Origin of the sequence: Streptomyces sp. ISL-12 (genome assembly GCF_018614415.1) — a bacterium.
GTDB lineage: Bacteria > Actinomycetota > Actinomycetes > Streptomycetales > Streptomycetaceae > Streptomyces.
On sequence record NZ_JAGGOO010000185.1, the window covers coordinates 1 to 24,348 of the forward strand.

Here is a 24,348-nt window from a genome sequence, read left to right on the forward strand (position 1 = left end):
CCCCCGAACCCCCCACCGCCGCCGCCACCGGCCTGCACATCAGTGACGGCCGCCTCCTCGAAGGCAACGGCAACGACTTCGTGATGCGCGGCGTCAACCACGCCCACACCTGGTACCCCGGCGAGACCCAGTCCCTCGCCGACATCAAGGCACTCGGCGCCAACACCGTCCGCGTCGTCCTCTCCGACGGCCACCGCTGGTCGCGCAACACCCCCGAGGACGTCGCCGCCGTCATCGCGAACTGCAAGGCCAACCGCCTGATCTGCGTCCTCGAAGTGCACGACACCACCGGCTACGGCGAGGACGCCGCCGCCGGCACGCTCGATCACGCCGCCGACTACTGGATCAGCCTCAAGGACGTCCTGGCCGGCCAGGAGGACTACGTCATCGTCAACATCGGCAACGAGCCCTGGGGCAACACCGACCCGGAGGGCTGGACCGCTCCCACCACGGCCGCGATCCAGAAGCTCCGCGCCGCCGGCTTCGAGCACACCATCATGATCGACGCCCCCAACTGGGGCCAGGACTGGCAGCAGGTCATGCGGACCAACGCCCAGACCGTCTACGACGCCGACCCCACCGGCAACCTGCTCTTCTCCATCCACATGTACAGCGTCTTCGACACGGCGCAGGAGATCACCGACTACCTCAACGCCTTCGTCACCGCCGGACTGCCCCTCGTCATCGGCGAGTTCGGCGGCCCCGCCGACGCCTACGGCGACCCCGACGAGGACACCATGATGGCCACCGCCGAGCAGCTCGACCTCGGCTACCTCGCCTGGTCCTGGAGCGGCAACACCGACCCGATCCTCGACCTCGTGCTCGACTTCGACCCGGCGCGGATGACGTCCTGGGGCGAGCGCATCTTCCACGGCGTGAACGGCATCGCCGCCACGGCCGAGGAAGCCACGGTCTTCGGCGGCACCGCCCCCGACACCCAGGCTCCGACCGCCCCCGGCACCCCTGTGGCGTCCGCCGTCTCCGCCACCTCCGTCACCCTCACCTGGCCCGCCGCCACGGACAACACCGGCGTCACCGGCTACGAGGTGGTCCGCGTCAACGGCTCGACGGAGACGACGGTCGCGTCCTCCACGACCACCTCGGTCACCGTGCCGTCCCTGACCGCCGACACGGCGTACACCTTCGCCGTCTACGCCAAGGACGCGGCCGGCAACCGGTCCGCCCGCTCCGCCACGGCCACCGTCACCACCGACGAGGACACCGGCACCCCGGGCGCCGCCTGCTCCGTCGGCTACCGCGTGGTGGGCGAGTGGCCCGGCGGCTTCCAGGGCGAGATCACCGTCCGCAACACCGGAACGGCGGCGGTGAGCGGCTGGACCCTGGGCTTCACCTTCCCGTCCGGCCAGACCATCACCAACATGTGGGGCGGCACGCCGACGCAGAACGGCTCCTCGGTGACGGTCGCCGCCGCGTCGTACACGGCGGCGATCCCGGCGGCCGGTTCGGTCACGGTGGGCTTCACCGGCACGAAGCTCACGACGAACACCGCGCCGACGGACTTCACCCTCAACGGGACGAGCTGCTCCGCGGGTTGAACGGCCCGGTGAACGCGGCCCACGCGTTCAGGGACACGGCCAGCGGCTGCCTGGCCGTGTCCTTGGAGTCGCGGACGAGGACGGTCCCTGGAGACACCGCGACCTCGACACAGTTACCGCCGCCGCCTCCGCTGTAGCTGCTCTTGAACCAGGCAAGTCCGGTAGTGCTCATAGCGCTCCTCGCATCTGCTTCAGCAGGCTTGCGGTGGCTTGATGACTCAGAGCCTGCGAGCGCATCTTGCCATAGCGCTGGAGCATGGCGCTTACGGCTTTCACGTCAGTGACAAGCATGCTGTAGTCATGGGCTTCGACGTACCCCGCCCACCGATGTTCCGCCGTCTCGGCAAGGCAGAGAGGCCCTTCGAAGCCCGTGTGGTCTTCTTGCCGCAGGGGCATGACCTGGATCTCCACGTTGCGGAGCCGGCCGAAGCCCAGCAGTGCGTCAAGCAGCACACGGGTGACGTCGATGCCACCGAAGTGGCGCTCCAGCAGTGCTTGTTCAAGGACGAAGCTGAACGTGCTGTTCGGCCGTTCCGTCAGGAGGCGCTGCCGTTCCAGCCGAGCCGTGACTTGCCGCTCGAACTGCTCCTCGGACAGTGGGGGCAGGCGCCGGTCGAAGAGCGCGCGAATGTACGGTTCGGGCTGAAGCAGACCCGGAATCACAGCGCACTCATACGCATACAACGACACCGCCTCCTCCTCGATCCCAGCCCACTGCTGGAACCAGGAAGCCAGCCCCGCCGTCCGTGTCAGGCTCCGTGCCGCGGCCTTCAGCACCTTCGCGGCGACCGCGCCCAGTACCTTCTCCGACCGGTCCAGGAGATCCCTCGGAGGGAACCGCTTCCCCTGCTCGATCTTGGCGATGTACGCGACCGAATACTGCATCAGCGGCGCGAACTGCTCCTGAGTGAGACGGGCTTCCTCCCGCAGAGCCTTCAGCACCGCGCCGAACGTCTTCAGACTGTCCGACAGTTCCGGCTCGCAGCCGTTGTCCGTCGCCATTGCCGCCGCCTTCCACTGTGCCGGGCACTCATGGTCACGTACAGCGACTGATCCGGTCCAGCGAGTCAGCCCATACAGTGCGATCTGTATCGGCCGCCGCTACAAAGCGTGCGCAGACGACGGCCACGACGACACCAACGGCGACCAGTGCTGGGGCACCGAGAACGCCACCATCTCGGTCGTGGGCGGCGCCACCGGTGAGCTGGTCAAGGACGAGAAGACCGGCGAATGGCACCTGATCTCCGACGACTTCACCAAGATCGAGCAGCTCACCGGCGCGGACAACGGTGACAACAACGGCGAGTACTGGAAGGTCACCAACACCGACGGCACCCAGTACTTCTTCGGCCTCGACCGCCTGGACGGCTGGGCGGCCGGCGACGAGGAGACCAACTCCACCTGGACCGCCCCCGTCTACGGCGACGACGCCGGCGAACCCTGCTACAAGGACACCCTCGCCGATGCCTACTGCACCCAGGCATGGCGCTGGAACCTGGACGCCGTCATCGACCGGCACGGCAACCAGATGTCGTTCTACTACGGCACCGAGACCAACCACTACACCCAGGGCCTGAAGACCGACGAGAACGGCAAGGCGTACATCCGCGGCGGCTGGCTCAAGCGGATCGACTACGGTCAGCGGTCCGGCAAGGTCTACGACACCGAGCCCGCCGCCCGGGTCACCTTCACCACCTCCGAGCGGTGCATCGGCGACCTCACCGACTGCGAGAGCGGCGACCTGACCGACGCCACCGCCGCCGACTGGCCGGACGTGCCGTGGGACCGCAACTGCAAGGCGGACAGCAAGTGCCCCGGCCAGAACTCACCGACGTTCTGGACCCGCAAGCAGCTCGACAAGATCACCACACAGATCCGGACCGGCGAGACTGCCTACGAGGACGTCGACTCCTGGACGCTCGGCCACATCTTCACCGACAACGGTGACGGCTCGAAGTCCCTGTGGCTCAACCAGATCGACCACAAGGGTCTGACCGGTACCGACGTCTCGGTCCCGTCCGTGAAGCTCTACGGCCTCCAGCTCGCCAACCGCGTAGACGAGCCCGACGACAACATCCAGCCCTTCGTCCGCTTTCGCCTGACCGCCGTGGAGAGCGAGTCCGGCGGTGTCCTGTCGGTGAACTACGCCGACACCCAGTGCAGCGCGGGTGATCTGCCGACCGCGGGCAAGTCCACGGTCCGCTGCTATCCGGTGAAGTGGAACCCACCGGGCGAGGAGGACCCGATCACCGACTGGTTCCACAAGTACGTCGTCTCCTCGGTCACCGAACAGGACCTGGTCGGCGGCAACCCCGACCAGATCACCTCGTACACGTACCTCGGCGACGCCGGCTGGCGGAAGGCCAAGAAGGACGGCCTGACCGACACCGACTACCTCACCTGGAACGACTGGCGCGGCTACCAGCGAGTCCGGGTCGAGTCGTCGGACGGCACCAACAGCGCGTCCAACACCCGTACCGAGCATCTCTACTACCAGGGCCTGGACGGTGACACCACGGCCGACGGCTCCACCCGCTCCTCGACGATCACCGACACCGAGGGCACCAGCTACTCCGACGACGACTGGGAGTCCGGCTTCGAACTGGAGTCGCTCACCTACAAAGGTGACGACATCATCGAGAAGTCGGTCAACACGCTCTGGACCAAGTCCACCGCGACCCGTACCGAGGACTGGGGCACCCGTACCGCCCGCTACGTCCGCACCGCGCGCACCGACTCCTACGAGTCCCTCGCCGTCGGCGGCTGGCGCCACTCCGCCTCTACCAACAGCTACGACGACACCACTGGCCGCCTGACCCGCACCGCGGACTACGGCGAACTCGACGTAGCCGACAACCAGTGCACCACCACCCAGTACGCGGACAACCCCGACCGGCACATCTACGCCCTCACCGCCCGTGTCGAGGTCCTCGCCGTCGACTGCGCCACCACCCCCGACCGGTCCAAGGACGTCATCACCGACGACGTCACCCTCTACGACGGCACCACCACCGTGGGCGCCGTCCCCACCAAGGGCGACCCCACCACCGTCAAGCGGCTGGCGTCCCACGACGGCACCACCGCCACCTACCAGACCGTCACCAAGGCCACTTACGACGACTACGGCCGCCCCTTGACGGTGACGGACGCCGCCGGCCAGACCACCAACCACCAAGTACACCGACACCTACGGCCTGGCCACCAAGAAGGAGGACACCAACCCCCTCGGCTGGCAGACCAGCAGCGAGTACGCACCTCAGTGGGGTGTGACCACCGCCCAGACCGACGCCAACGGCAGGCGCACCGACCTTGCCTACGATGCCCTCGGCCGCCTCACCGCCGTCTGGATGCCGGACCGGCCCAAGGCCGCCGGCACCACCCCGTCGATCAAGTACAGCTACGGCATCCGAGCCGACGGACCGTCCTGGGTGCACACGGAGAAGCTGGAGAAGAGCGGCACCACCTACGGCAGCGAGTACCAGCTCTACGACGGACTCCTGCGCCCCCGCCAGATCCAGACCGAGGGCCCCGACGGCGGCCGGCTCGTCGCCGACACGTACTACGACGGCTCCGGCCGCACGGTGAAGACCAACGACACCTACTACACCGCCGGCGCCCCCGACACCGTCCTCTTCGACCCGAAGAACGCGGATGTCGACGCCCAGACGGTGACCGAGTACGACGGTGCGAGCCGTATCACCGCCACTGTCTTCAAGGTCGGCGGCATCGAGGAGAGCCGCACCACTTACACCTATGGCGGCGACCGTGTCCACGTCGACCCGCCCGACGGCCAGACCCCCACCACCACCATCACAGACGTACGCGACCGGACGGTCGAGCTGCGCCAGTACAAGGCGAACGCACCACGCCCGTCCGGCACAGCCGAGGACTACGTCTCCACCCGCTACACCTACACCCTCTCGGGAGACCTGAAGCAGGTCACCGACCAGGCCGGCAACGACTGGACCTACACCTACGACCAGCGCGGCCGACAGACCTCCGCCACCGACCCCGACGCGGGAACGACGACCACCGCCTACGACGACCTGGACCGCGTCACCTCGGTCACCGACTCCCGCGGCAACACCACCACCACGACCTACGACGCCATCGGCCGCACCACCGGCACCTGGCAGGGCCCCGCCGACACCGGCACTCGGCTGTCGCTCACCAAGTACGACACCGTGGCCAAGGGTGAGGTGTACGGCCAGTACACCTACCGCAACGGCGCCGTCCACAGCTCGGTGCTGTACCCGGTGCTGGACGAGATGTACCGGCCCACCCTCACGCGGTACACGGTCGCGAAGACGGCCGAGCCCGAACTCGGCGGCACTTACGAGTTCGGCACGCAGTACGCCATGGACGGCACCGTCACCTCCCAGAGCTACCCCGCCGCGGGCGGCCTGGACGGCGAGAGCGTCTCGTACCAGTACGACGATCTCCAGCGCCCCGTCAGCATGAACACCTCGCTGAACACCACGGGAAGCTACGTCACCGACGCCCAGTACTCGCCCACCAGCAATCTCGAAGGCGTCGAGCTGTGGAGCGGCAAGGACGCCGACACCAGGACCTGGCTGGACTTCCGCTACGAACGCGGCACCGAGCGCCTGCTCCGCCAGAGCGTCCGCGTCGAGGACGCCGCGTCGCCCGCCCTGGACACCAGCTACGGCTACGACGACGCGGGCAACGTCCGCTCCCTCGTCGACCAGCCGGCCGGCGGCCCGTCCGACGCCCAGTGCCTCAGCTACGACGCCCTCGGCCGGATGACCGAGGCGTGGACCTCAGCATCCAGCCCGGACGGCGCCTCGGGCACCGGCACCCAGGACGCGGCCTGCGCCACGGCACCGACGGCATCGAACGTCGGAGGCGTCTCCCCGTACTGGAACTCCTACACCTACGACGTCACCGGCAACCGCACCGGCCTGACCCGCCACGCCACTGGCACGACACCGACCTCGACCGTCGCCTACACCTACGGCGAGGGCGACGCGGGCCCGCACCAGCTCACCAAGGCGGTCACCGAGACCGCCGCCACGGACTCCACCCCGGCCGTCACCTCCCAGGACACGTACGTCTACGACGAGACCGGCAACACCACCACCCGCGTCCTGAACGGCGACAACCAGACCCTGATCTGGGACAAGCAGGGCGACCTCGCTCAGGTCGAGGAGGCGGACGGCAGTGACACGAACTACGTCTACGACTCCTCCGGCGCCCGACTGCTACGCGAGACACCCGCCGAGAAGGTGCTCTACCTCCCCGGCATGGAACTGCGCCTGGAGAAGTCGAGCAAGGCGGTGACGGGCAGCCGCTACTACTCCTTCGGCGGCCAGACCGTCGCCGAGCGCACCGCCGACGGCGTCACCTACCTCGCCGTCGACAGCCAGGGCACGGCCCAGCTCGCCATCGCCTCCGCCGACGGCGCCACGCAGCGCCGCCGCCTGGACTCCTTCGGCGTGGCCCGCGACCAGACCTCGGCGGACGTCTCGTCCTGGACCAACGACAAGGGCTTCGTCGGCGGCACCAACGACGAGACGACGGGCCTGGTCCACCTGGGAGCCCGCGAGTACGACGCGTCCCTCGGGCGGTTCATCTCCCTCGACCCGGTGATGAACCTGGCCAACCCGCAGCAGATCAACGGCTACACGTACGGCAACAACAACCCGGCCACCTACGCCGACCCGTCCGGACAGTGCGCCGACATCGACTGCCCGACCCGCCCCTGCCCGCTGTGCCAGAACACGACGCCCGGCACCGAACCCGGTCCGCCCCGGTTGTCACCGAACGCGGAAGCGGCCGGCTACACCCTCGACCAGGCTCTCGCCCAGGACTCAGCCCCTGCGGTCAAGAAGAAGTACGAGAGCGCGGCCCACGACTTCGCCCAAGCCCAGGCCGATGCCGCCAAACGCAGAGCGGTGGCCGCGGCGAAGGAACTCGCCCAGATCGTCGCCGACGAGTTGGGCATCACCGACGCCCTGGACTGCTTCACCACCGGCTCCCTCGGCGCCTGCGGCGCGACCGCCGTCAACGTGATCACCAGCATGGTCGGCGGCGTCGTAGGCAAGCTCGCGGTGAAGTACGGCGCGAGGCTCAAGTTCAAACAGGCGGCGGCACTCGGCAAGCGGCTGTGGGACCTGGGCGACAAGCTGATCAGCGCCATCAAGGACTGGTGGAAGAACAGCAGGCTGGCGAGCAGGCTGGGCAAGTCGTGCAACAGTTTCACCCCTGGCACCCGGGTCCTGATGGCCGACGGCTCCACCAAGGCCATCGAGGACGTGGACATCGGCGACAAAGTCCGCGCCACCGACCCGGAGACCGGCGAGACCACGGTCCGGACGGTCACCGCCGAGATCAAGGGCAAGGGCCTCAAGCACCTCGTCCGCATCACGGTCGACACCGACGGAGCCAAGGGCGACAAGACCGCCTCGATCACCGCGACGGACGGCCACCCGTTCTGGGTCCCGGAACTCGACGCCTGGGTCGACGCGACCGACCTGAGCCCGGGTGAGTGGCTGCGCACGAGCACCGGCACCTACGTCCAGGTGACCGCGGTCGACCGCTGGACGGCCCAGACGGCCACGGTCCACAACCTGACCGTCGGTGATGTCCACACGTACTATGTGCTGGCGGGGGCCACTCCGGTCCTAGTTCACAATTCGAATGGCCTGTGTGGAACCGCAGCGCTGGAAAACGGAGACTGGCAGCACATCGTCGACCGTCACCGGCCCGGAGGTGCACTGGTGGACGACGCAGCCGGAATCTTCACCGGTAAGGCGAAGCATGTTCGTCAGCGAATAGCCGACACTATTAACCGGGGAACGCCTCGGCCGAATACTCCAGATCCTGTTACAGGTGCTGCGCGGCCCGGTCAGATCTACGAGTGGGACTTCGGCGTCCCTGTAGGAAGAGCGGGCCCTGCGAATGGCGGCGGAGAGCTAACCGGTGTCCGTGTAATTGTGAACGACGGCAAAGTCGTGACGGCATTTCCGTACTAGGCGAGCAGCGGCAAGCGAGGAAAATGTGATCCATCTATCCTTCTCTCTCCCGGAGCCGGGTTCGCCCTGGCTTAAGACCTGGGACAGTGTCAAGCAGGGCGATCCGGCTGCCATCACTGAAATGGACCTCCGTTATAAGCACTTCGGAGTGAATTTCGAACTGACGGTTGGCGATGTCGAGATCGTCTCAAAGAAGAGATTCGTAACTCTCGTCGATCTGGCCTTGTCTCTCTCTGATGTGGTGAATCGAATCTCGTCAGGCGAAGATGCCGCATTCGGTTTCACTGAAAGTGAAGAGGTTATCCATCTACGCCGAGACGGCGATCTCGTTGTGGTGAGTTCGTCGATGCACCCCGCGCAGGCATCCGTGGGGCGTCAAGAGCTCGTAGGTGAAATTTTTCGCTTCCTGCGGGCGGCGCATTACCGACTGGTTGCAGAGATTCCTGAGTTGTCTGCGAATCCAGTTATTCGGCGGTTTTCTTCGAAGTAGGGCGGTTGCCGCGGGCAGGGAATAGAGAAGGAGATGCAGGGGCCCCGCTGGAGTATTTCAGCGGGGCCCCTGTGCCGTTCGACGGCAACGCTGACGCTGAGGTTGAAAGGGTGGGGTGACAGCGGGCGTTGGCGGTGCTACATACTCGGCATGAGGTACGCGGATGGCGGCGGTCTGACCGCTGCGGGGCGGGCGAAGCGTGAAGCGGTGCGCTTCGAGGCTGCGGGGATGTTCGAGCAGGGGGTACGGCCGCCGGAGGTGGCCCGCAGGTTACGGGTGTCACGGAAGTCGGCATACACCTGGTACGCCGCCTGGCGCGAGAGCGGCACGCTCCTTGGAACGTGAGTCTTTTCCAGGACCGGCTCGAACTGGGTGCAGTCCGCCCGCTGTCCGCCGGTGACCACCAGGGGCGGCGGGCGGCAGTGGCCGTCCGCGCTCAGGTGGAGCTTGTTGGTGGACCCGCCCCGCGAGCGCCCAGGCCCTCACCTCCAGCACCGCCTCCACCGGGCGGGCGACCAGGCTCTGCCATGGCGTCTCGCCCTGGTGTTCCACCTCTTCGGCCCCCTTTGACGCGGGTACCCCTCTCTGTCGGCCTTGGGTGAGACGGCGTCCCGTTTCGCCGGGTTGGCCTGAGAGGGCACGCCAGGAGAACCACCCCTCATGACCAGCACCACCCCCGCCGGGTCCGATCCGGCTCCCCGGCCGAAGCGTCGCACCTTCAGTCCGGAGTACAAGCTGCGGATCGTGGCCGAGTACGACGCCGTGCCCAAGAACGAGAAAGGCGCCGTCCTGCGCCGCGAGCGGCTGTACCACTCGCACGTCAAGGAATGGCGGGCCGCGCGGGATGCCGGGGCCTTGGAGAAGCTGGTCGACAGGCGCACCAGCCCGGCCAGGCCGAAGAAGCCGGCCGCCGCCCCCGACCACCCGAGATACCCCAGCAGGCGTGGATAAACGACCCGGCCAGCGCAGGGAACCCGCACCACAAACCTCATAGCGTCACGACCGTCTCACTGGACTTGAAATCTTCCGGGCCGGTTGTCAGTGGGTCGGGTGACAATCCCGTTCATGACAGATCACTCGTCGGCCGTGCGTACGGCCTGGAGCCGTATCGACACCTGGCTCGCGGCCCACGCGCCCCGGACCTTCGCCGAACTGTCCCCGCCCGCGGACTCCGCCGACGTCGAGCGGGCGCAGCGGGAGATGGGGTTGTGCTTCCCGCAGGACCTGCTGGACTCCCTCGCCTGCCACGACGGTGCGGAGGGCTGGACGTCGCTGCCGGAGAAGCCGCCGCTGTCCGTGGCCGGGATCGTGGAGTTCCGGCGCCGGGCAATGGCGTTGCTGGAGCGGTCCGAACGGCAGGGCCACCCGGTGGACGGGGACGGACCGGACTGGCATCCGCTGTGGGTGCCGTGGGCGGAGAGCGACGGCGACGCCCACGTCGTCGACCTGCGCCCCGGTGGGACATACGGCCAGGTCGGCACCGTCCACCACGACGAAGGCGGACTCCAGGACACCTGGTCCTCGCTCGGCGCCTACCTGACCGAGGTCGCCGACGTGCTGGAGCACGGCGGCACGGTGGGCCTCGCCGCTCCTTACCTGACCCAGGACGGCGGTCTGTGCTGGGAGCTGCCGCGACACGTCCGCCCCGAGGACGGGCTGACGCCCGCACCACGTGCCCGGACCGGCCGCACGGAGGCTCCCCGATGACGGGCGAAGCACCGCTCTCCGCCCAGGCACGGCTGATCGGGGCGGTGGCGACGGAGCTGGCGGCGGCGGTGCCGGGCGAGTGGGAGCGCGTCGACTTCGAGGTGTCCGTGGTGGACCGGTACACGGCCGTCCGGTGCCGGGCGGTGCGCGACGGAGGGACGGTCACGCGGATCACGCCCGCGCCCCGCCCACCGGCCGGCTCGCTCGCAGAACTGCGCGCCGCCCTGCACACCCCCGCAGCCGGCACCTGGTTCACGATGAGGCTCACGGTCACCGCGGACGGCCGCGCTGTCACGGACTTCTCCTACGACGACGAACCCGGCTTCCGGGTCCCGCCGGGACCGGAGGCGTACGCGCGCGATCTGGCCCGGTTCCCGCGCGACACCGACAAGCAGCCCTCGTGGCTGCGGGAACGGCTCACCGACGCGGCGCTCACCCCGCGGCAGCGGCGGCTCGCCGGCCTCGGCCGTGCGCTCCTGCGGCGGGCCGCAGGCGGGGACGTGCCGTTCGCCGTCACCGCGCTGCCCGAGGACGACGCGGTGGTGGTCGCCCGCCGCGTGCGTGGCGGCGGGAGCGTGTACGTCGCCGCGGACGAGACCGTGCTGTTCGCCGGCTCGGCCGCGTCACCGCACGAGGCGATCGAGGTCTTCCGCTCCGGGCGCCGTACGCCCCTGGAGCACTTTCGTCCGGCCGGGACGGCGACGGTCCCCGGGCCCGTGCCCCGGCCCCCGTACACCGTGCCGGACCGGCTGACCGAGACACTGGCGACGGAGCTGGCCGCGGCCCAGCCGGGGGAGTGGGACCGCATCCGGTTCACCGCGTCCGTGGTGGACGGCCGCATACAGACCCACTGCCTGGCCGAGCACGGTGGAACACCCGTGCCGCCGGCCGTGGCGACGACGGCGGCGTTCGAGGAAGCCCTGGCCGAACTGCGCGCCGCCATGTACACCCCCGGCTCCGGGACCTGGTTCACCGTGCGGCTCACCTTCACCCCCGGCGACCTCGCCGAGGCCGCCTTCGACCATGACGACGAGCCGCTCTTCCTGCCTCCTGTCGCCCCGGAGGCGTACGAGCGGGATCTGGCGCGGTTCCCCCGCGAGCCCGGCAAGCAGCCGGCGTGGCTGCGGGTACGGCTCTCCTGGGCCGCGCTGACACCGCGGCAGCGGCAGCTCGCCGAACGAGGCCGGCGGTTCCTGGAGGGACCGCCCGCGTTCGGTGACTCACGCCCCCTGTTCCCCGTCACCGTACTGCCCGGGGAGGACGCCGTCGTCGTCACCTCGTCGTGGACCGGCGAGAAGGCGTACGTCACAGCCGACGAGACGGTCCGGGCCCTCCCGGAGCGCCCGTGAACAGGGTCCGGCCGTGCGCGGTGCGTCCACACGCCGACGCGGCCGGCGACATCGACTGGCTGGTCCAGGTCGACTCCACCACCGTCCGCGCGCACCAGTAAGCCGCCACCGGCCGGAAAGGGGCCGTACCGGCAGGACGAACCAGACGATCACGCCCTCGGCCGATCCCGAGGCGGACTGCCTCGTCGACGCGCTCGCCGTCGAGGGAGGAACGCGTGACCGGCCCGGCCTCGGCAAGACGGTGTGGGCCTCGCGGACGGGTGCCCACGCCGGTGCCGTCATGGAGTTGCGCCCCGGCGGCGTCATCGCCGTCGTCGCGGACGGGCAGGACGTCCGGCGGACCGACGGCTGACCCCGCACCCCGTCCCGGCACCGCTTCCTGATGAGCACTGCCGGGAACCGGCAGTGCGCCGGCGGGCCGGGGCGGGCACCATGGGCCGCGGGGAGCGCCACGGCAGGCCCCGGTGCCGGGTGCCGGCCAAGGCCCGGCACCGGGACCGCGTAAAGTGCGATTCCGCCACCCGCCGCACCGCGGGAGCGCCCCCCATCGCCAGACCCGAGGAACCGAGCCGTGAACCCCGCCCCCACCCCGCCCGTGACCGTCGTCGGCATCGGGGCCGACGGCTGGAGCGGCATCCCGGACGCCTCCCGGGCGGCCCTGCGCGCGGCGGAGGTCGTCCTCGGCGGTCCCCGCCAGCTCGATCTCCTGCCCCCCGAGTGCGCCGGGGAACGGATCGCCTGGCCCTCCCCGCTGCGGCCCGCCGTGCCCGGACTGCTCGCCGCCCACGCAGGGCGCCGGGTCGCCGTGCTGGCCAGCGGTGACCCCATGTTCTACGGCATCGGCCGCGCCCTCACCGAAGTACTGGGCGCCGGTGCCGTGCACGTCCTGCCGCACCCGTCGTCCGTCTCCTACGCCGCCGCCCGGCTCGGCTGGCCGCTGGAGGACGTCGAGGTCGTCACCCTCGTCGGACGCCCCGCCGACCGGCTCGCCGCCGCCCTCCACCATGGCCGCCGGCTGCTCGTGCTCAGCGCCGACGCCGCCACGCCCGCCACTGTCGCAGCCCTGCTGCGCGACCGGGGGTTCGGGCCGAGCCGGATGCGGGTGCTGGAGCGGCTCGGCGCACCCGAGGAACACACCAGTGAGCCGTCCACCGCCGACGACTGGACGCGACCGCCCGGCGACCCCCTCAACCTCGTCGCCGTCGAGTGCCGCCGCGCCGCCGACGCCCCGCGCCTCGGCGCCGTACCGGGCCTGCCGGACGACGCCTACGAGCACGACGGCCAGCTCACCAAGCGGCATGTGCGGGCCGCCACCCTCGGTGTGCTCGCCCCCGCCCCCGGCGAGCTGCTGTGGGACATCGGTGGCGGCTCCGGGTCCGTCGCCATCGAGTGGATGCGCGTCCACCCGTCCTGCCGGGCCGTCACCGTCGAACGCGACCCCGAGCGGGTCCGGCGCATCAGCCGCAACGCCGAGCGGCTCGGTGTGCCGGGGCTGAAGGTGGTGACCGGCCCGGCCCCCGATGTTCTCGGCGAACTCCCCTCCCCGGACGCCGTCTTCGTCGGCGGCGGGCTCACCGCGCCCGGTCTGCTGGACGCCTGCTGGGAGGCCCTGCCCGTCGGCGGGCGGCTGGTCGCCAACACCGTCACCCTGGAGTCGGAGGCGCTGCTCGCCGACGCCCGGCGCCGGTACGGCGGTGAGCTGATCCGGCTCGCCGTCGCGCACGCCACTGCCGTGGGCGGCTTCACCGGGTGGCGGCAGGCGATGCCGGTGACGCAGTGGGCGGTACGGAAGGACTGACGTGCACGTCCTCGTCCTCGGCGGCACCGCCGAAGCCCGGAGCCTCGCCGAGTCGCTCACGGCCCGGCCGCACACGCGCGTGACCACCTCCCTCGCCGGACGGGTCGCCGCGCCCCGCACACCCCCCGGTGAGCTGCGCGTCGGGGGGTTCGGCGGGGCCGAGGGGCTGGCCGGCTGGCTGCGCGCGCACGCCGTGGACGCGGTCGTCGACGCCACCCATCCCTTCGCCGACACCATCAGCCGCAACGCGGAACAGGCCGCCGCCGCCACCGGCGTACCGCTGCTCGTCCTGCGCAGGCCCGGCTGGCAACCGGTCGCGGGGGACGACTGGCACGAGGCCGGGTCCTTGCCGGAGGCCGCCGCGCTGCTGCCCTCCCTCGGGCGCCGGGTCTTCCTCACCACCGGGCGGATGGGGCTCGCCGCGTTCGCGGGCGGCCCGGACGACCTGTGGTTCCTCGTACGGTCCGTCGAACCTCCCGAGCCTCCGTACCCGCCGCGCATGGACGTGCTGCTCGACCGGGGGCCGTTCACCCTCGACGGGGAGCGGCACATCCTGGCCCGGCACCGGATCGACGTGCTCGTCACCAAGGACAGCGGGGGAGCGGCCACCGCGCCGAAGCTGACGGCCGCCCGGGAGGCGGGCGTACCGGTGGTGGTCGTGCGGAGGCCGCCGGTGGCGGAGGGGGTGCCCGTGGTCGCCGATCCGGAGGCCGCCCTCCGGTGGGTCACCGGATAGGGCTCACTCCGCCTCGCTCGCCAGCGCGTTGACCGCCGCCGCGGCCATCGCGCTGCCCCCGCGCCGGCCCCGCACCACGAGGTACTCCAGGCCGAACGGGTTGGCCGCCAGGGCGTCCTTCGACTCGGCCGCCCCGACGAAGCCGACCGGTACGCCGATGACGGCGGCGGGGCGCGGGGCACCGTCCCGGATCATCTCCAGGAGCCGGAACAGCGCGGTCGGCGCGTTGCCCACCGCCACCACCGCGCCGTCCAGCCGCTCCCGCCACAGCTCCAGCGCGGCGGCGCTGCGGGTCGTGCCGAGCCGGGCGGCCAGGTCGGGGACGCTGGGGTCGGAGAGGGTGCAGAGCACCTCGTTGCCGGCGGGCAGCCGGGAGCGCGTGATGCCGCTCGCGACCATCCGCACGTCGCAGAGGACCGGCGCCCCGGCGCGCAGCGCCGCGCGGGCGCTCTGCGCGACACCGGGCGAGTACGCGACGTCCTCGACGAGGTCGACCATGCCGCAGGCGTGGATCATCCGGACCGCCACCCGGCTCACCTCGGCCGGCAGCCTCCCGAGGTCGGCCTCCGCGCGGATGGTGGCGAAGGACTGCCGGTAGATCTCGGCGCCGTCCTGCTCATAGTCGTACGTCGTCACTCCGGGAGCATATCCACCGTCATGCGCGCTCCCCGAAGGCGTCCAGGATCTCCTCCGCCGCCCGCGTCGCCGTCAGCTCGCCCTCCCGGACCCGCCGCTCCAGCTCGGGCGCGAGACGGCGGACCGCCGGGTCGGCGTGCAGGCGGCCCAGGAGTTCGTCGCGGACCATCGTCCACGTCCAGTCGACCTGCTGCTCGCGGCGCCGGGCGGCGAGGCGGCCCGTGGAGTCCAGAAGCGTACGGTGCTGCTCCAGGCGGTCCCAGACGGCGTCCAGGCCCGTCGACTCCCGGGCGCTGCAGTGCAGGACCGGCGGGGTCCAGAACGCGTCCTTGCCGTGCATCAGGCGCAGGGCGCCCGCCAGTTCGCGGGCGGCGGCCCGCGCGTCGCGTTCGTGCGGGCCGTCCGCCTTGTTGACGGCGATCACGTCGGCCAGCTCCAGGACGCCCTTCTTGATGCCCTGCAACTGGTCGCCGGTGCGGGCCAGGGTCAGCAACAAGAACGTGTCGACCATGTTGGCGACCGCCGTCTCCGACTGGCCCACGCCCACCGTCTCCACCAGCACCACGTCGTACCCCGCCGCCTCCATCACCACGATCGACTCGCGCGTCGCCTTCGCCACCCCGCCGAGCGTGCCCGCCGTGGGGGAGGGGCGGACGAACGCGGCCGGGTCGACGGCGAGGCGCTCCATCCGCGTCTTGTCGCCGAGGATGGAGCCGCCGGTCCGGGTGGAGGAGGGGTCGACGGCGAGGACGGCCACCCGGTGGCCGAGCCCGGTCAGCATCGTGCCGAAGGCGTCGATGAACGTCGACTTGCCGACCCCCGGCACCCCGCTGACCCCGATCCGCCGGGCCCGGCCGCTGTGCGGGAGCAGTTCGGTCAGCACCTCCTGGGCCAGCGCGCGGTGTTGCGGGCGCGTCGACTCCACGAGGGTGATCGCGCGGGCGATGACCGCACGCTTGCCGTCCAGGACGCCCTTGACGTAACCGTCGACATCGAGCATCACAGCTCGCCGTGACCGAGGTCGGCCGCCAGCCGGGCCACCAGGTCGTACGCGGCGTCGGGAATGACCGTGCCCGGCGGGAAGACCGCCGCCGCGCCCATCTCCTTCAGCGTGGGCACGTCCTGCGGCGGGATCACCCCGCCCACCACGATCATGATGTCCTCCCGGCCCTCCTCGACGAGCCGCTCGCGCAGCGCCGGGACGAGCGTGAGGTGTCCGGCGGCCAGCGACGACACCCCGACGATGTGCACATCCGCCTCGACGGCCTGCCGGGCCACCTCGGCCGGGGTCTGGAACAGCGGGCCGACGTCCACGTCGAAACCGAGGTCGGCGAAGGCGGTGGCGATGACCTTCTGGCCCCGGTCGTGGCCGTCCTGGCCCATCTTGGCGACCAGTATGCGCGGCCGGCGGCCCTCGGCCTCGGCGAAGGCGTCCACCAGGGCCCGGGTGCGGTCCACGTTCGGCGCCTCTCCTGCCTCGTTGCGGTACACCCCCGAGATCGTACGGATCTGGCCCGAGTGCCGCCCGTAGACCTTCTCCAGGGCGTCCGAGATCTCACCCACCGTGGCCTTGGCCCGGGCCGCGTCCACCGCCAGCTCCAGCAGGTTGCCGTCGCCCCCGGCGGCCCGGGTCAGGGCGTCCAGCGCGGCCCGGCAGGCGGCCTCGTCCCGCTCCTCGCGCAGCCGCCGCAGCTTGGCCAGCTGCCGTTCCCGCACCGAGGAGTTGTCGACCTTGAGGACCTCGATCTTCTCGTCGGTCTCCACCCGGTACTTGTTGACGCCGATCACCGGCTGCCGCCCCGAGTCGATCCGGGCCTGCGTCCGCGCCGCCGCCTCCTCGATGCGCAGCTTGGGGATGCCCGCGTCGATGGCCCGCGCCATGCCGCCCGCCGCCTCGACCTCCTCGATGTGCTGCCAGGCGCGGCGCGCGAGGTCGTACGTCAGCCGCTCCACGTACGCGCTGCCGCCCCACGGGTCGATCACCCGCGTCGTGCCCGACTCCTGCTGGATGAGCAGCTGGGTGTTGCGGGCGATGCGGGCGGAGAAGTCGGTGGGCAGCGCCAGTGCCTCGTCCAAGGCGTTGGTGTGCAGCGACTGGGTGTGGCCCTGGGTGGCGGCCATCGCCTCCACGCACGTACGCGTGACGTTGTTGAACACGTCCTGGGCGGTGAGGGACCAGCCGGAGGTCTGGGAGTGGGTGCGCAGGGAGAGCGATTTGGTGTTCTTCGGGTCGAACTGCTTCACCAGCTTCGCCCACAGCAGGCGGGCCGCGCGCAGCTTGGCGATCTCCATGAAGAAGTTCATGCCGATCGCCCAGAAGAAGGAGAGGCGCGGCGCGAAGGCGTCCACGTCCAGGCCGGCTTCGCGGCCCGCGCGGATGTACTCCACGCCGTCCGCGAGGGTGTACGCCAGCTCCAGGTCGGCCGTCGCGCCCGCCTCCTGGATGTGGTAGCCGGAGATGGAGATCGAGTTGTAGCGGGGCATCCGCCGCGAGGTGTAGGCGAAGATGTCGGAGATGATCCGCATCGACGGTTTCGGCGGATAGATGTAGGTGTTGCGGACCATGAACTCCTTGAGGATGTCGTTCTGGATGGTCCCGGCGAGCTTCTCGGGCGGCACGCCCTGCTCCTCCGCCGCCACGATGTACAGCGCCAGTACGGGGAGCACCGCGCCGTTCATCGTCATCGACACCGTCATCCGGTCCAGCGGGATGCCGTCGAAGAGCTGCCGCATGTCCAGGATCGAGTCGATCGCCACGCCCGCCATGCCGACGTCACCGGTCACCCGCGGGTGGTCGCTGTCGTAGCCCCGGTGGGTCGGGAGGTCGAAGGCGACCGACAGGCCCTTCTGGCCGGCGGCGAGGTTGCGGCGGTAGAACGCGTTGGACTCCTCGGCCGTGGAGAAACCCGCGTACTGGCGGATCGTCCAGGGCTGGTTCACGTACATCGTCGGGTACGGGCCGCGCAGGTACGGGGCGATGCCCGGGTAGGTGTCCAGGAAGTCCAGGCCCTCCAGGTCCTGCCCGGTGTACAGCGGCTTGACCGCGATGCCCTCGGGGGTCTCCCAGCGCAGGTCGTCACCGCCGGCGGCGTTCTTCACCGCCGTGCGCCACTCGTCGGGTCCGGCATCGGCGGACGGGGTGCCCAGCTCGATCCCGGAGAAGTCGGGGACGGTCATCGGGACACTCCCATACGGTCGAGCGTGGCGGTCAGCACGGCCACGGCGTCACAGCCGGCGAAGACGTACGTGTCGATGCCGTCGTACGGCCCCGGGCGGCCCGCGAGGAACAGGTGCCCGGCACCCGCCGCCCGCAACCGCTCGGCGGCACCGTCGGCCTGCTCCTCGTACACCGCGTCACTGGAGCACAGGCACGCCTCCCGCGCCCCGCTCTCCTCGAAGGTGCCCTCGGTGACGGTCTCGATGCCGCCCGCCTGGAACAGGTTGGCGGCGAAGGAGAGGCGGGCGGTGTGCGCGGCGGCCGGGCCCAGCGCGGCGAGGTAGATCCGGGGCCGGACGCCGGTCGCGGCGAGGTGGGCGTCGGAACGGGCCCGCAGCGCCTCGAACGCCTCGTCCCGCCGCACCCGGGGCAGCCCCCCGGACGGCGGCTCGGGCGCGGGATCGCGGACCACCGGCTGCTCGGCGAGGTGCGGGAACTCGCTCACCCCCGTGACCGGCTCCCGCCGCGTGGCGAGCCGCGCGCTCCGCGCCGCCCAGGTCGCGGCCAGCCGGTCCCCGACCAGGCCCGAGCGCAGGGCCGCCGCCTGACCGCCGGCGCGCTCGATCTCCTGGAAGAACTCCCAGGCCGCGTGGGCCAGTTCGTCCGTCAGCCGCTCCACGTACCAGGAGCCGCCCGCCGGGTCGGTCACCTGGGACAGGTGGGACTCCTCGATGAGGATGGTGGAGGTGTTGCGGGCGATACGGCGGGCGAACGCGTCCGGCAGCCCCAGCGCGTCGTCGAACGGCAGCACGGTCACGGCGTCGGCGCCGCCCACCCCGGCGGCCAGCGCGGCGACGGTGGTGCGCAGCATGTTCACCCACGGGTCGCGGCGGGTCATCATCACCGACGAGGTCACCGCGTGCTGGAGCTGCCCGCCCGCCCGGGGCGCCCCGCAGACCTCGGCCACCCGCGCCCACAGCCGCCGCGCGGCCCGCAGCTTGGCGATCGTCAGGAACTGGTCGGCGGTCGCCGCGTACCGGAACTCCAGCTGTCCGAGGGCCTGTTCGGCGTCCAGTCCGGCCGCGCCCGTCAGCTCGCGCAGGTACGCCACCCCGGTCGCCAGCGAGCAGCCCAGCTCCTGCGCCGCCGACCCGCCGGCCTCGTGGTACGGCAGCGCGTCCACGGTCAGCGCCCGCAGCCCCGGGTACCGCTCGGCGTACCCGGGCACGTCAGCGAAGGCGAAGTCGTACGGCCGGCCCGTGCGGGCCTCGTGGCCCAGCGGGTCGGCGCCCAGGCTGCCGCGCACCGCCTCCGGGGCGGTGCCCCGCTCCTCGTACAGCGCGAGCAGCCGCCGTACGGCCTCCCCGGTTCCGGCGCCGGCGTCCAGGACGACCGGAGCCAGGTCCAGGTGGACGCCGTCGAGGGCGGTGGCGAGGGCCCCTGCCGGGAGGCCGGCCAGCCACAGGGAGGTGACGCCGTTCTCCAGGTCGGCCAGGACCGCGGCCCGGTCGGCGACCGTGTGCCGCTGGCGCACGTCCCAGCCGCCCGCCGTGTGTCCCTCCGCGCGGCCACCGCGCACGAAGGGCGCGAAGCCGGGCAGCCCGGGATCGGGCGCGGCGTCCCGGGCGGTGTAGAGGGGCCGGACACGGAGTCCGTCTTCCAGCTCGGTGGACAGTTTCCGCTCCGCCTCGGTGTCCGAGACCTCCTTGCCGGACTTGCGCAGGACACCCGCCACGAGGTGCTGCCACTGCTCATGTGTCGCGTCAGGGAACTCGGTCGCCAGCGGGAGCCTGTCGTCAGGCAGGACCGTCATGGTCGGGATGCTAGGGCAGAAGGGTGTTCGGGCAGCAGAGGGCACGTGGTGACCTTGTTCTCTTCGGTCGTGTGACGTGGGACGCTCGCCCGTTCGACGCAGCGGGTGTGATGCGCGTCACGCCGGTCCTTTTGAGTGGGGTGCCGGGACAATGTCCGTACGCTCCCGTGAGGCGTGGGACACGGATGTGGGGATGAGGGCGCCATGACGGCTGGGGGGTGCTCGCGGGCGGGACGTGCCGCGGTGTTCGCGGCCGTCTGCGTCGTGCTGGCCGCGCTCGGGCACGTCCTGATGTCCGGTGCCACGGTGCCCTGGTGGGCGATGGCCGGCGGTGCGGTGGTCACCGGCGGCGCGGCGTGGCGGCTCGCGGGCCGGGAACGCGGGCCCGTGGCGGTCGTCGCCTTCACGGTGGCGGCCCAGGCGGCGCTGCACAGCTCTTTCACGCTCACTCAGGCGGCGGTGCCGGGCATGCCGGCGGTGCCTGGGATGCCCGCGACGCATGCGATGTCCTCCATGGGCTCGATGGGCTCGATGGGCTCGATGGGACCGATGGGCTCGATGGGCTCGATGGGCTCGATGGGCTCGATGGGCTCGATGGGCTCGATGGGACCGATGGGCTCGATGGGGCCGATGGGCTCGATGGGACCGATGGGCTCGATGGGCGCCGGCCACGCGCACGTCATGGAGCACGGCGGCACGGTGGCCGGGACGTCCTCGGTCGGCATGCTCGCCGCCCACCTGTTGGCCGCCCTGCTCAGCGGGCTCTGGCTCGCGCGTGGGGAACGCGCCGTCTTCCGGGTCCTGCGCGCCGTAGCGGGCTGGCTCCGCGCGCCGCTGCGCCCGCTGCTGCGGGCCCCCGAGCCGCCGGAGCGTCCGCGGGTCCGCGCGCGCCGGGGCGGTTCCGGGCGTGCGCCGCGCCGCCTCCCGCTCACGTACGCGATCACGTCCCGGGGTCCGCCCGCAGGGGTCGCTGTCGCCTGACGACAGCCGGCTTCCCGAGGCCGCCGCGGACCGGCATGACCGTCCGCCGTCCGCCGCCTCGGGCACCGGCCGCGCACCGCCGTGCCCGGCCGCCCCCTTTCACCCATGCACCGGCACGGGCCGCCGTGCCCGTCGCACGCGCTGCTGCCCGACGCCGGTCGCGGACCCCGAAGGACACACAGGTGACCACTGCCGCCCTGCCGTACCCACAACCGGAAACGCCGGGAGAACCCGAAACCTTGGGAGAGGAGTCGATAACCGCCTGGGCGCTGGCCGCCCGCACCGGGGACGCCGACGCGGTCGAGCGCCTCGTCCGTGCCCTGCACCGCGACGTCCGCCGCTACGTGACGTTCCTCGGCGCCGATCCGCAGAGCGCCGACGACCTGGCCCAGGACACGTTCCTGCGGGCCCTCGGCAGCCTGCACCGGTTCGAGGGCCGTTGCTCGGCCCGCACCTGGCTGCTGTCGATCGCGCGCCGCGCGGTGGCCGACAGCATCCGCCGTACGTCCAGCCGGCCCCGGCTGTCGGACACCGAGGACTGGGAGGCGGCCGTCGAACGCGCCCAGTCGCGGGACCTGCCCGGCTTCGACGAGGGTGTCGCCCTCGCCGCACTGCTGGACGCGCTCCCCGCCGACCGCAGGGAGGCGTTCGTCCTGACCCAACTGCTGGGACTGCCCTACGCGCAGGCCGCCGCCGTCAGCGACTGCCCGGTCGGCACGGTCCGCTCCCGCGTGGCCCGCGCCCGCACCGCGCTGCTCCGGTCCCTGACAGAGGCCGAGGACGAGGGCCAGGGGTCGCTGCCGGCCGTCATGACGGCGGCCTGAGCCACCCGGGCGGTAAGGCACCCTCGCGTACGGCGGGTTCGGGGGGTCCGGCATGCTCATAGGGCCCTCCGGTTCGGTCGCGGATCGTGTCGCTGTTGGGCCGAACGGGTGACTTGGCGTAAGAATTGGCTGGTGCAGGCATTGAAGGCGAGTCGGAGCGGTCGGATCGGGGGGAGCCGGTGAACAGTCACGACGTCACCGATGAACAGTGGGAGGGGCTCGCCCAGGTCGTTCCGTTGCGCGGACGCGACGCGTGGCCGTCCTCGGTGGGGCATCGCGCGCTGCCCGAGGCGGAGACCGAGGCCCGGCGCCGATTCGTGGTGATGCGGGTCAATGTGTTCGCGGACGCCCGCGAGGTCGCCGAGACGCTGATGTCGGGCATCCCGGTGCTGCTCGACCTGACCGGCGCGGAGACGGACGTGGCCAAGCGCGTCCTGGACTTCAGCACGGGCGTCGTCTTCGGCCTGGCGAGCGGGATGCACCGCGTCGACCGCAATGTGTTTCTGCTCACACCTGCGGGCACGGAGGTCACGGGGTTGATGCAGGGGGCCGGGATTCCCGGGATGTGACGGCGGGGTGAGGGCACGGCGGCCGGCCCGCGAGGGTGACAGCGGCCCGTGCCGTGACGGGGCGGTCCCCCGATCGTGGGACCGCCCCGAGGGCGGAACGGTTCGCCGGGCGAGCCGGGTCCTACGGTCCGGGCATGACCGCGCCCCCGTCCTCGGCCGCCCCCGCCCCGCCGTCCCCGGCGCTCACCGGTGAGCTGCGCCCCCGCGTCACCGAACTGCGGCTGTCCGCGTTCGCCGGGCACCGGCGCCGGACGGTCCGGTTCGGGCCGCTCACCCTCCTCGCCGGTCCCAGCGGCAGCGGCAAGACCGGTGCGCTGCGCGCCTACGAGGCACTGGCCCGGCTCGGCGGCGGCGCCGAGGCCGGCGCGGTCTTCCCCGACCCGGCCGGGTGCGTGCCCGACGAGGCCCGCCCCGACGCCCAGCGCCGCCGGGGCTTCCGCATCGGCTGCACCGCCGACGGCCCCGCCGGTCCGGTCCGGCTGGACATCGCCGTACAGGCCGAGCCCGAACTGCGCGTCGTCGGCGAACGGCTGACGGCCGACGGCCTCGTACTCCTCCAGACGGCCCTGCGCGATCCGGGGCGCCGTACCGTGCAGGCGGCCTGGTACACGGGCGGGGGCGCGCCGATGACCCGCGCCCCGCTGCCGGACGACCGGCTCGGCACCGCGCTGCTGCCGCTGCGGGTGGCCGGCCGGACCGACGGGCAGCGCCGGGTGCTCGCCGCCGCCGAGCAGATGGTGGTCGCCCTGCGCTCCGTCTTCGCCTGCGACCCCCGGCCCGCCCGGATGCGGGCCCCGGTGCCGGTCGGCTCCGGCCGGCTGCTCGGCGGCTGCGACAACCTCGCCGACGTGCTGTGGCGCACCCGCGGCGAGTGCGGGCGACGGCACGCGCGGTGGGTCGCGGCGGTGCGGGCGGGCTGCGCCGGTCCGGTCGCGGACGTCCTGGCCGAGCCCGGCCGCGACGGCACGGTCCGCGCGGTGCTCGACCGGGGCGACGGGAGCCGCACCGGCCTGGCCCGGCTCGGCTACGGCGAACTGCGCTACCTCGCCCTCGCCCTGGTCCTGCTCACCGGCCCCGGGGTCCTGGCGGTCGACCCGGCCGGCGAGGTGCCGTCCGCCCTCCAGACGCTCACCGTGCTGGCCGACGGGTTCGACCGGGGCCTGGATCCGCGCCAGCGCCGCGAACTGCTGGAACTGGCCGCCGCGATGTGCGCGCGGGGGCACATCCGACTGGTGGGCGCGGTCTCCGACGCCTCCTGGGCGGCCGGGACGGAGGGCGTCACGGTGGTACACCTGGAGCCGTGACCGATGAAGATCCCCTGGACGTGCCGGCACTCCAGCGCCGCCTGGCCGAGTTCGCCGCCGCGCGGAACTGGCAGCCGTACCACACCCCGAAGAACCTCGTCGCCGCGCTGAGCGTGGAGGCGTCCGAACTCGTCGAGATCTTCCAGTGGCTGACGCCCGAGCAGTCGGCCCGGGTGATGGCCGAACCCGGCACCGCGCACCGGGTGCGGGACGAGATCGCCGACGTACTGGCCTATCTGCTCCAGCTCTGCGAGGTGCTCGGCGTCGACCCGCTGGCCGCCCTCTCGGCGAAGATCGGCCGCAACGAACTGCGCTTCCCGGTGCCCGGCTCCGACCTGACGGAACCGCCAACTCCATAATCACGTACAGTAGTTGTTTTCCTGCCCGAAACCGAATTGTTGTCCAGAGATTTCCGTCTTCCTCTGGCTTTTTT

20 protein-coding genes and 2 pseudogenes are annotated in these 24,348 nt (G+C 71.6%); 16 read left to right on the forward strand and 6 right to left on the reverse strand.

Translation table 11 applies throughout. The features are described 5' to 3' along the window. Nucleotides 1–1,556 (forward strand): cellulase family glycosylhydrolase (locus J7I94_RS36480; protein WP_215174439.1); only part of this gene is annotated, 1,556 nt, incomplete at its 5' end. Here the strand turns inward: J7I94_RS36480 and J7I94_RS36485 are convergent. Next, nucleotides 1,528–1,728 carry a DUF397 domain-containing protein gene (locus J7I94_RS36485; RefSeq protein ID WP_215174441.1) on the reverse strand — a complete coding sequence of 67 codons (201 nt, stop codon included), beginning with the start codon at nucleotides 1,726–1,728 and terminating at the stop codon, nucleotides 1,528–1,530. The genes J7I94_RS36480 and J7I94_RS36485 overlap by 29 nt on opposite strands. Continuing rightward, complete coding sequence (locus tag J7I94_RS36490; protein WP_215174443.1) at nucleotides 1,725–2,558, reverse strand: helix-turn-helix transcriptional regulator; 834 nt, start codon at nucleotides 2,556–2,558, stop codon at nucleotides 1,725–1,727. The genes J7I94_RS36485 and J7I94_RS36490 overlap by 4 nt, the downstream gene beginning before the upstream one ends. Nucleotides 2,559–4,822: 2,264 nt before the next feature. Here J7I94_RS36490 and J7I94_RS39470 point away from each other — a divergent pair. The 10 genes and pseudogenes from J7I94_RS39470 to J7I94_RS36535 form a co-directional block, all read left to right on the forward strand. After that, nucleotides 4,823–4,876 (forward strand): annotated as a pseudogene (locus tag J7I94_RS39470) (hypothetical protein); the annotation flags it as partial. A 108-nt stretch (nucleotides 4,877–4,984) separates the two neighbouring features. After that, nucleotides 4,985–8,551, forward strand: a complete 3,567-nt coding sequence (locus tag J7I94_RS38875; protein WP_308114843.1) for a polymorphic toxin-type HINT domain-containing protein — start codon at nucleotides 4,985–4,987, stop codon at nucleotides 8,549–8,551. A 25-nt stretch (nucleotides 8,552–8,576) separates the two neighbouring features. After that, a complete protein-coding gene (locus tag J7I94_RS36500) occupies nucleotides 8,577–9,041 on the forward strand; it encodes a hypothetical protein (protein ID WP_215174445.1) in 465 nt (154 codons plus the stop codon). Between the two features lie 150 nt (nucleotides 9,042–9,191). Continuing rightward, a complete protein-coding gene (locus tag J7I94_RS39145) occupies nucleotides 9,192–9,386 on the forward strand; it encodes a helix-turn-helix domain-containing protein (RefSeq protein ID WP_285442784.1) in 195 nt (64 codons plus the stop codon). 315 nt (nucleotides 9,387–9,701) lie between these two features. Beyond that, the gene (locus J7I94_RS36510; protein ID WP_215174447.1) at nucleotides 9,702–9,992 is read left to right on the forward strand and encodes a hypothetical protein; all 291 of its coding nucleotides are present in this window, start codon (nucleotides 9,702–9,704) and stop codon (nucleotides 9,990–9,992) included. Nucleotides 9,993–10,106: 114 nt separating this feature from the next. Further along, complete coding sequence (locus J7I94_RS36515; protein WP_215174448.1) at nucleotides 10,107–10,748, forward strand: SMI1/KNR4 family protein; 642 nt, start codon at nucleotides 10,107–10,109, stop codon at nucleotides 10,746–10,748. Further along, nucleotides 10,745–12,097 (forward strand): hypothetical protein, encoded by a 1,353-nt coding sequence (locus tag J7I94_RS36520; protein WP_215174451.1) that lies wholly within the window; start codon nucleotides 10,745–10,747, stop codon nucleotides 12,095–12,097. Before J7I94_RS36515 ends, J7I94_RS36520 begins: the two co-directional genes overlap by 4 nt. Before the next feature lie 20 nt (nucleotides 12,098–12,117). Then, nucleotides 12,118–12,277 (forward strand): annotated as a pseudogene (locus J7I94_RS39700) (IS5/IS1182 family transposase); the annotation flags it as partial. A gap of 391 nt (nucleotides 12,278–12,668) precedes the next feature. Beyond that, the gene (gene cbiE, locus J7I94_RS36530) at nucleotides 12,669–13,895 is read left to right on the forward strand and encodes a precorrin-6y C5,15-methyltransferase (decarboxylating) subunit CbiE (RefSeq protein ID WP_215174453.1); all 1,227 of its coding nucleotides are present in this window, start codon (nucleotides 12,669–12,671) and stop codon (nucleotides 13,893–13,895) included. Nucleotide 13,896: 1 nt separating this feature from the next. Continuing rightward, the gene (locus J7I94_RS36535; protein ID WP_215174455.1) at nucleotides 13,897–14,631 is read left to right on the forward strand and encodes a cobalt-precorrin-6A reductase; all 735 of its coding nucleotides are present in this window, start codon (nucleotides 13,897–13,899) and stop codon (nucleotides 14,629–14,631) included. Nucleotides 14,632–14,634: 3 nt separating this feature from the next. On the opposite strand, the gene J7I94_RS36540 is transcribed toward J7I94_RS36535, so the two are convergent. From J7I94_RS36540 to J7I94_RS36555, 4 genes are read right to left on the reverse strand one after another with little or no spacing between them, the layout of a single operon-like run. Further along, the gene (locus J7I94_RS36540; protein WP_215174457.1) at nucleotides 14,635–15,267 is read right to left on the reverse strand and encodes a precorrin-8X methylmutase; all 633 of its coding nucleotides are present in this window, start codon (nucleotides 15,265–15,267) and stop codon (nucleotides 14,635–14,637) included. Nucleotides 15,268–15,286: 19 nt separating this feature from the next. Next, nucleotides 15,287–16,267, reverse strand: a complete 981-nt coding sequence (gene meaB / locus J7I94_RS36545; protein ID WP_215174459.1) for a methylmalonyl Co-A mutase-associated GTPase MeaB — start codon at nucleotides 16,265–16,267, stop codon at nucleotides 15,287–15,289. After that, nucleotides 16,267–18,444: a methylmalonyl-CoA mutase gene (scpA, locus tag J7I94_RS36550; RefSeq protein ID WP_215174461.1), complete on the reverse strand. Its 2,178-nt coding sequence runs from the start codon at nucleotides 18,442–18,444 to the stop codon at nucleotides 16,267–16,269. The genes meaB and scpA overlap by 1 nt, the downstream gene beginning before the upstream one ends. Then, the gene (locus J7I94_RS36555) at nucleotides 18,441–20,237 is read right to left on the reverse strand and encodes a methylmalonyl-CoA mutase family protein (RefSeq protein WP_215174463.1); all 1,797 of its coding nucleotides are present in this window, start codon (nucleotides 20,235–20,237) and stop codon (nucleotides 18,441–18,443) included. The genes scpA and J7I94_RS36555 overlap by 4 nt, the downstream gene beginning before the upstream one ends. 204 nt (nucleotides 20,238–20,441) lie before the next feature. Between J7I94_RS36555 and J7I94_RS36560 the strand changes: the two genes are divergently transcribed. The 5 genes from J7I94_RS36560 (at nucleotide 20,442) to J7I94_RS36580 (ending at nucleotide 24,274) form a co-directional block, all read left to right on the forward strand. Then, nucleotides 20,442–21,218, forward strand: a complete 777-nt coding sequence (locus J7I94_RS36560; RefSeq protein ID WP_215174465.1) for a hypothetical protein — start codon at nucleotides 20,442–20,444, stop codon at nucleotides 21,216–21,218. A gap of 182 nt (nucleotides 21,219–21,400) precedes the next feature. Beyond that, a complete protein-coding gene (locus J7I94_RS36565) occupies nucleotides 21,401–22,042 on the forward strand; it encodes a sigma-70 family RNA polymerase sigma factor (protein WP_374198491.1) in 642 nt (213 codons plus the stop codon). A gap of 179 nt (nucleotides 22,043–22,221) precedes the next feature. Beyond that, a complete protein-coding gene (locus J7I94_RS36570) occupies nucleotides 22,222–22,611 on the forward strand; it encodes a cell division protein SepF (protein ID WP_215174469.1) in 390 nt (129 codons plus the stop codon). Nucleotides 22,612–22,745: 134 nt separating this feature from the next. Beyond that, the gene (locus tag J7I94_RS36575; protein WP_215174471.1) at nucleotides 22,746–23,915 is read left to right on the forward strand and encodes an ATP-binding protein; all 1,170 of its coding nucleotides are present in this window, start codon (nucleotides 22,746–22,748) and stop codon (nucleotides 23,913–23,915) included. Further along, entirely contained in the window at nucleotides 23,912–24,274 is a 363-nt protein-coding gene (locus tag J7I94_RS36580; RefSeq protein ID WP_215174473.1) for a nucleotide pyrophosphohydrolase, read from the forward strand. Before J7I94_RS36575 ends, J7I94_RS36580 begins: the two co-directional genes overlap by 4 nt. The last annotated feature ends 74 nt before the right edge of the window (nucleotides 24,275–24,348 follow it).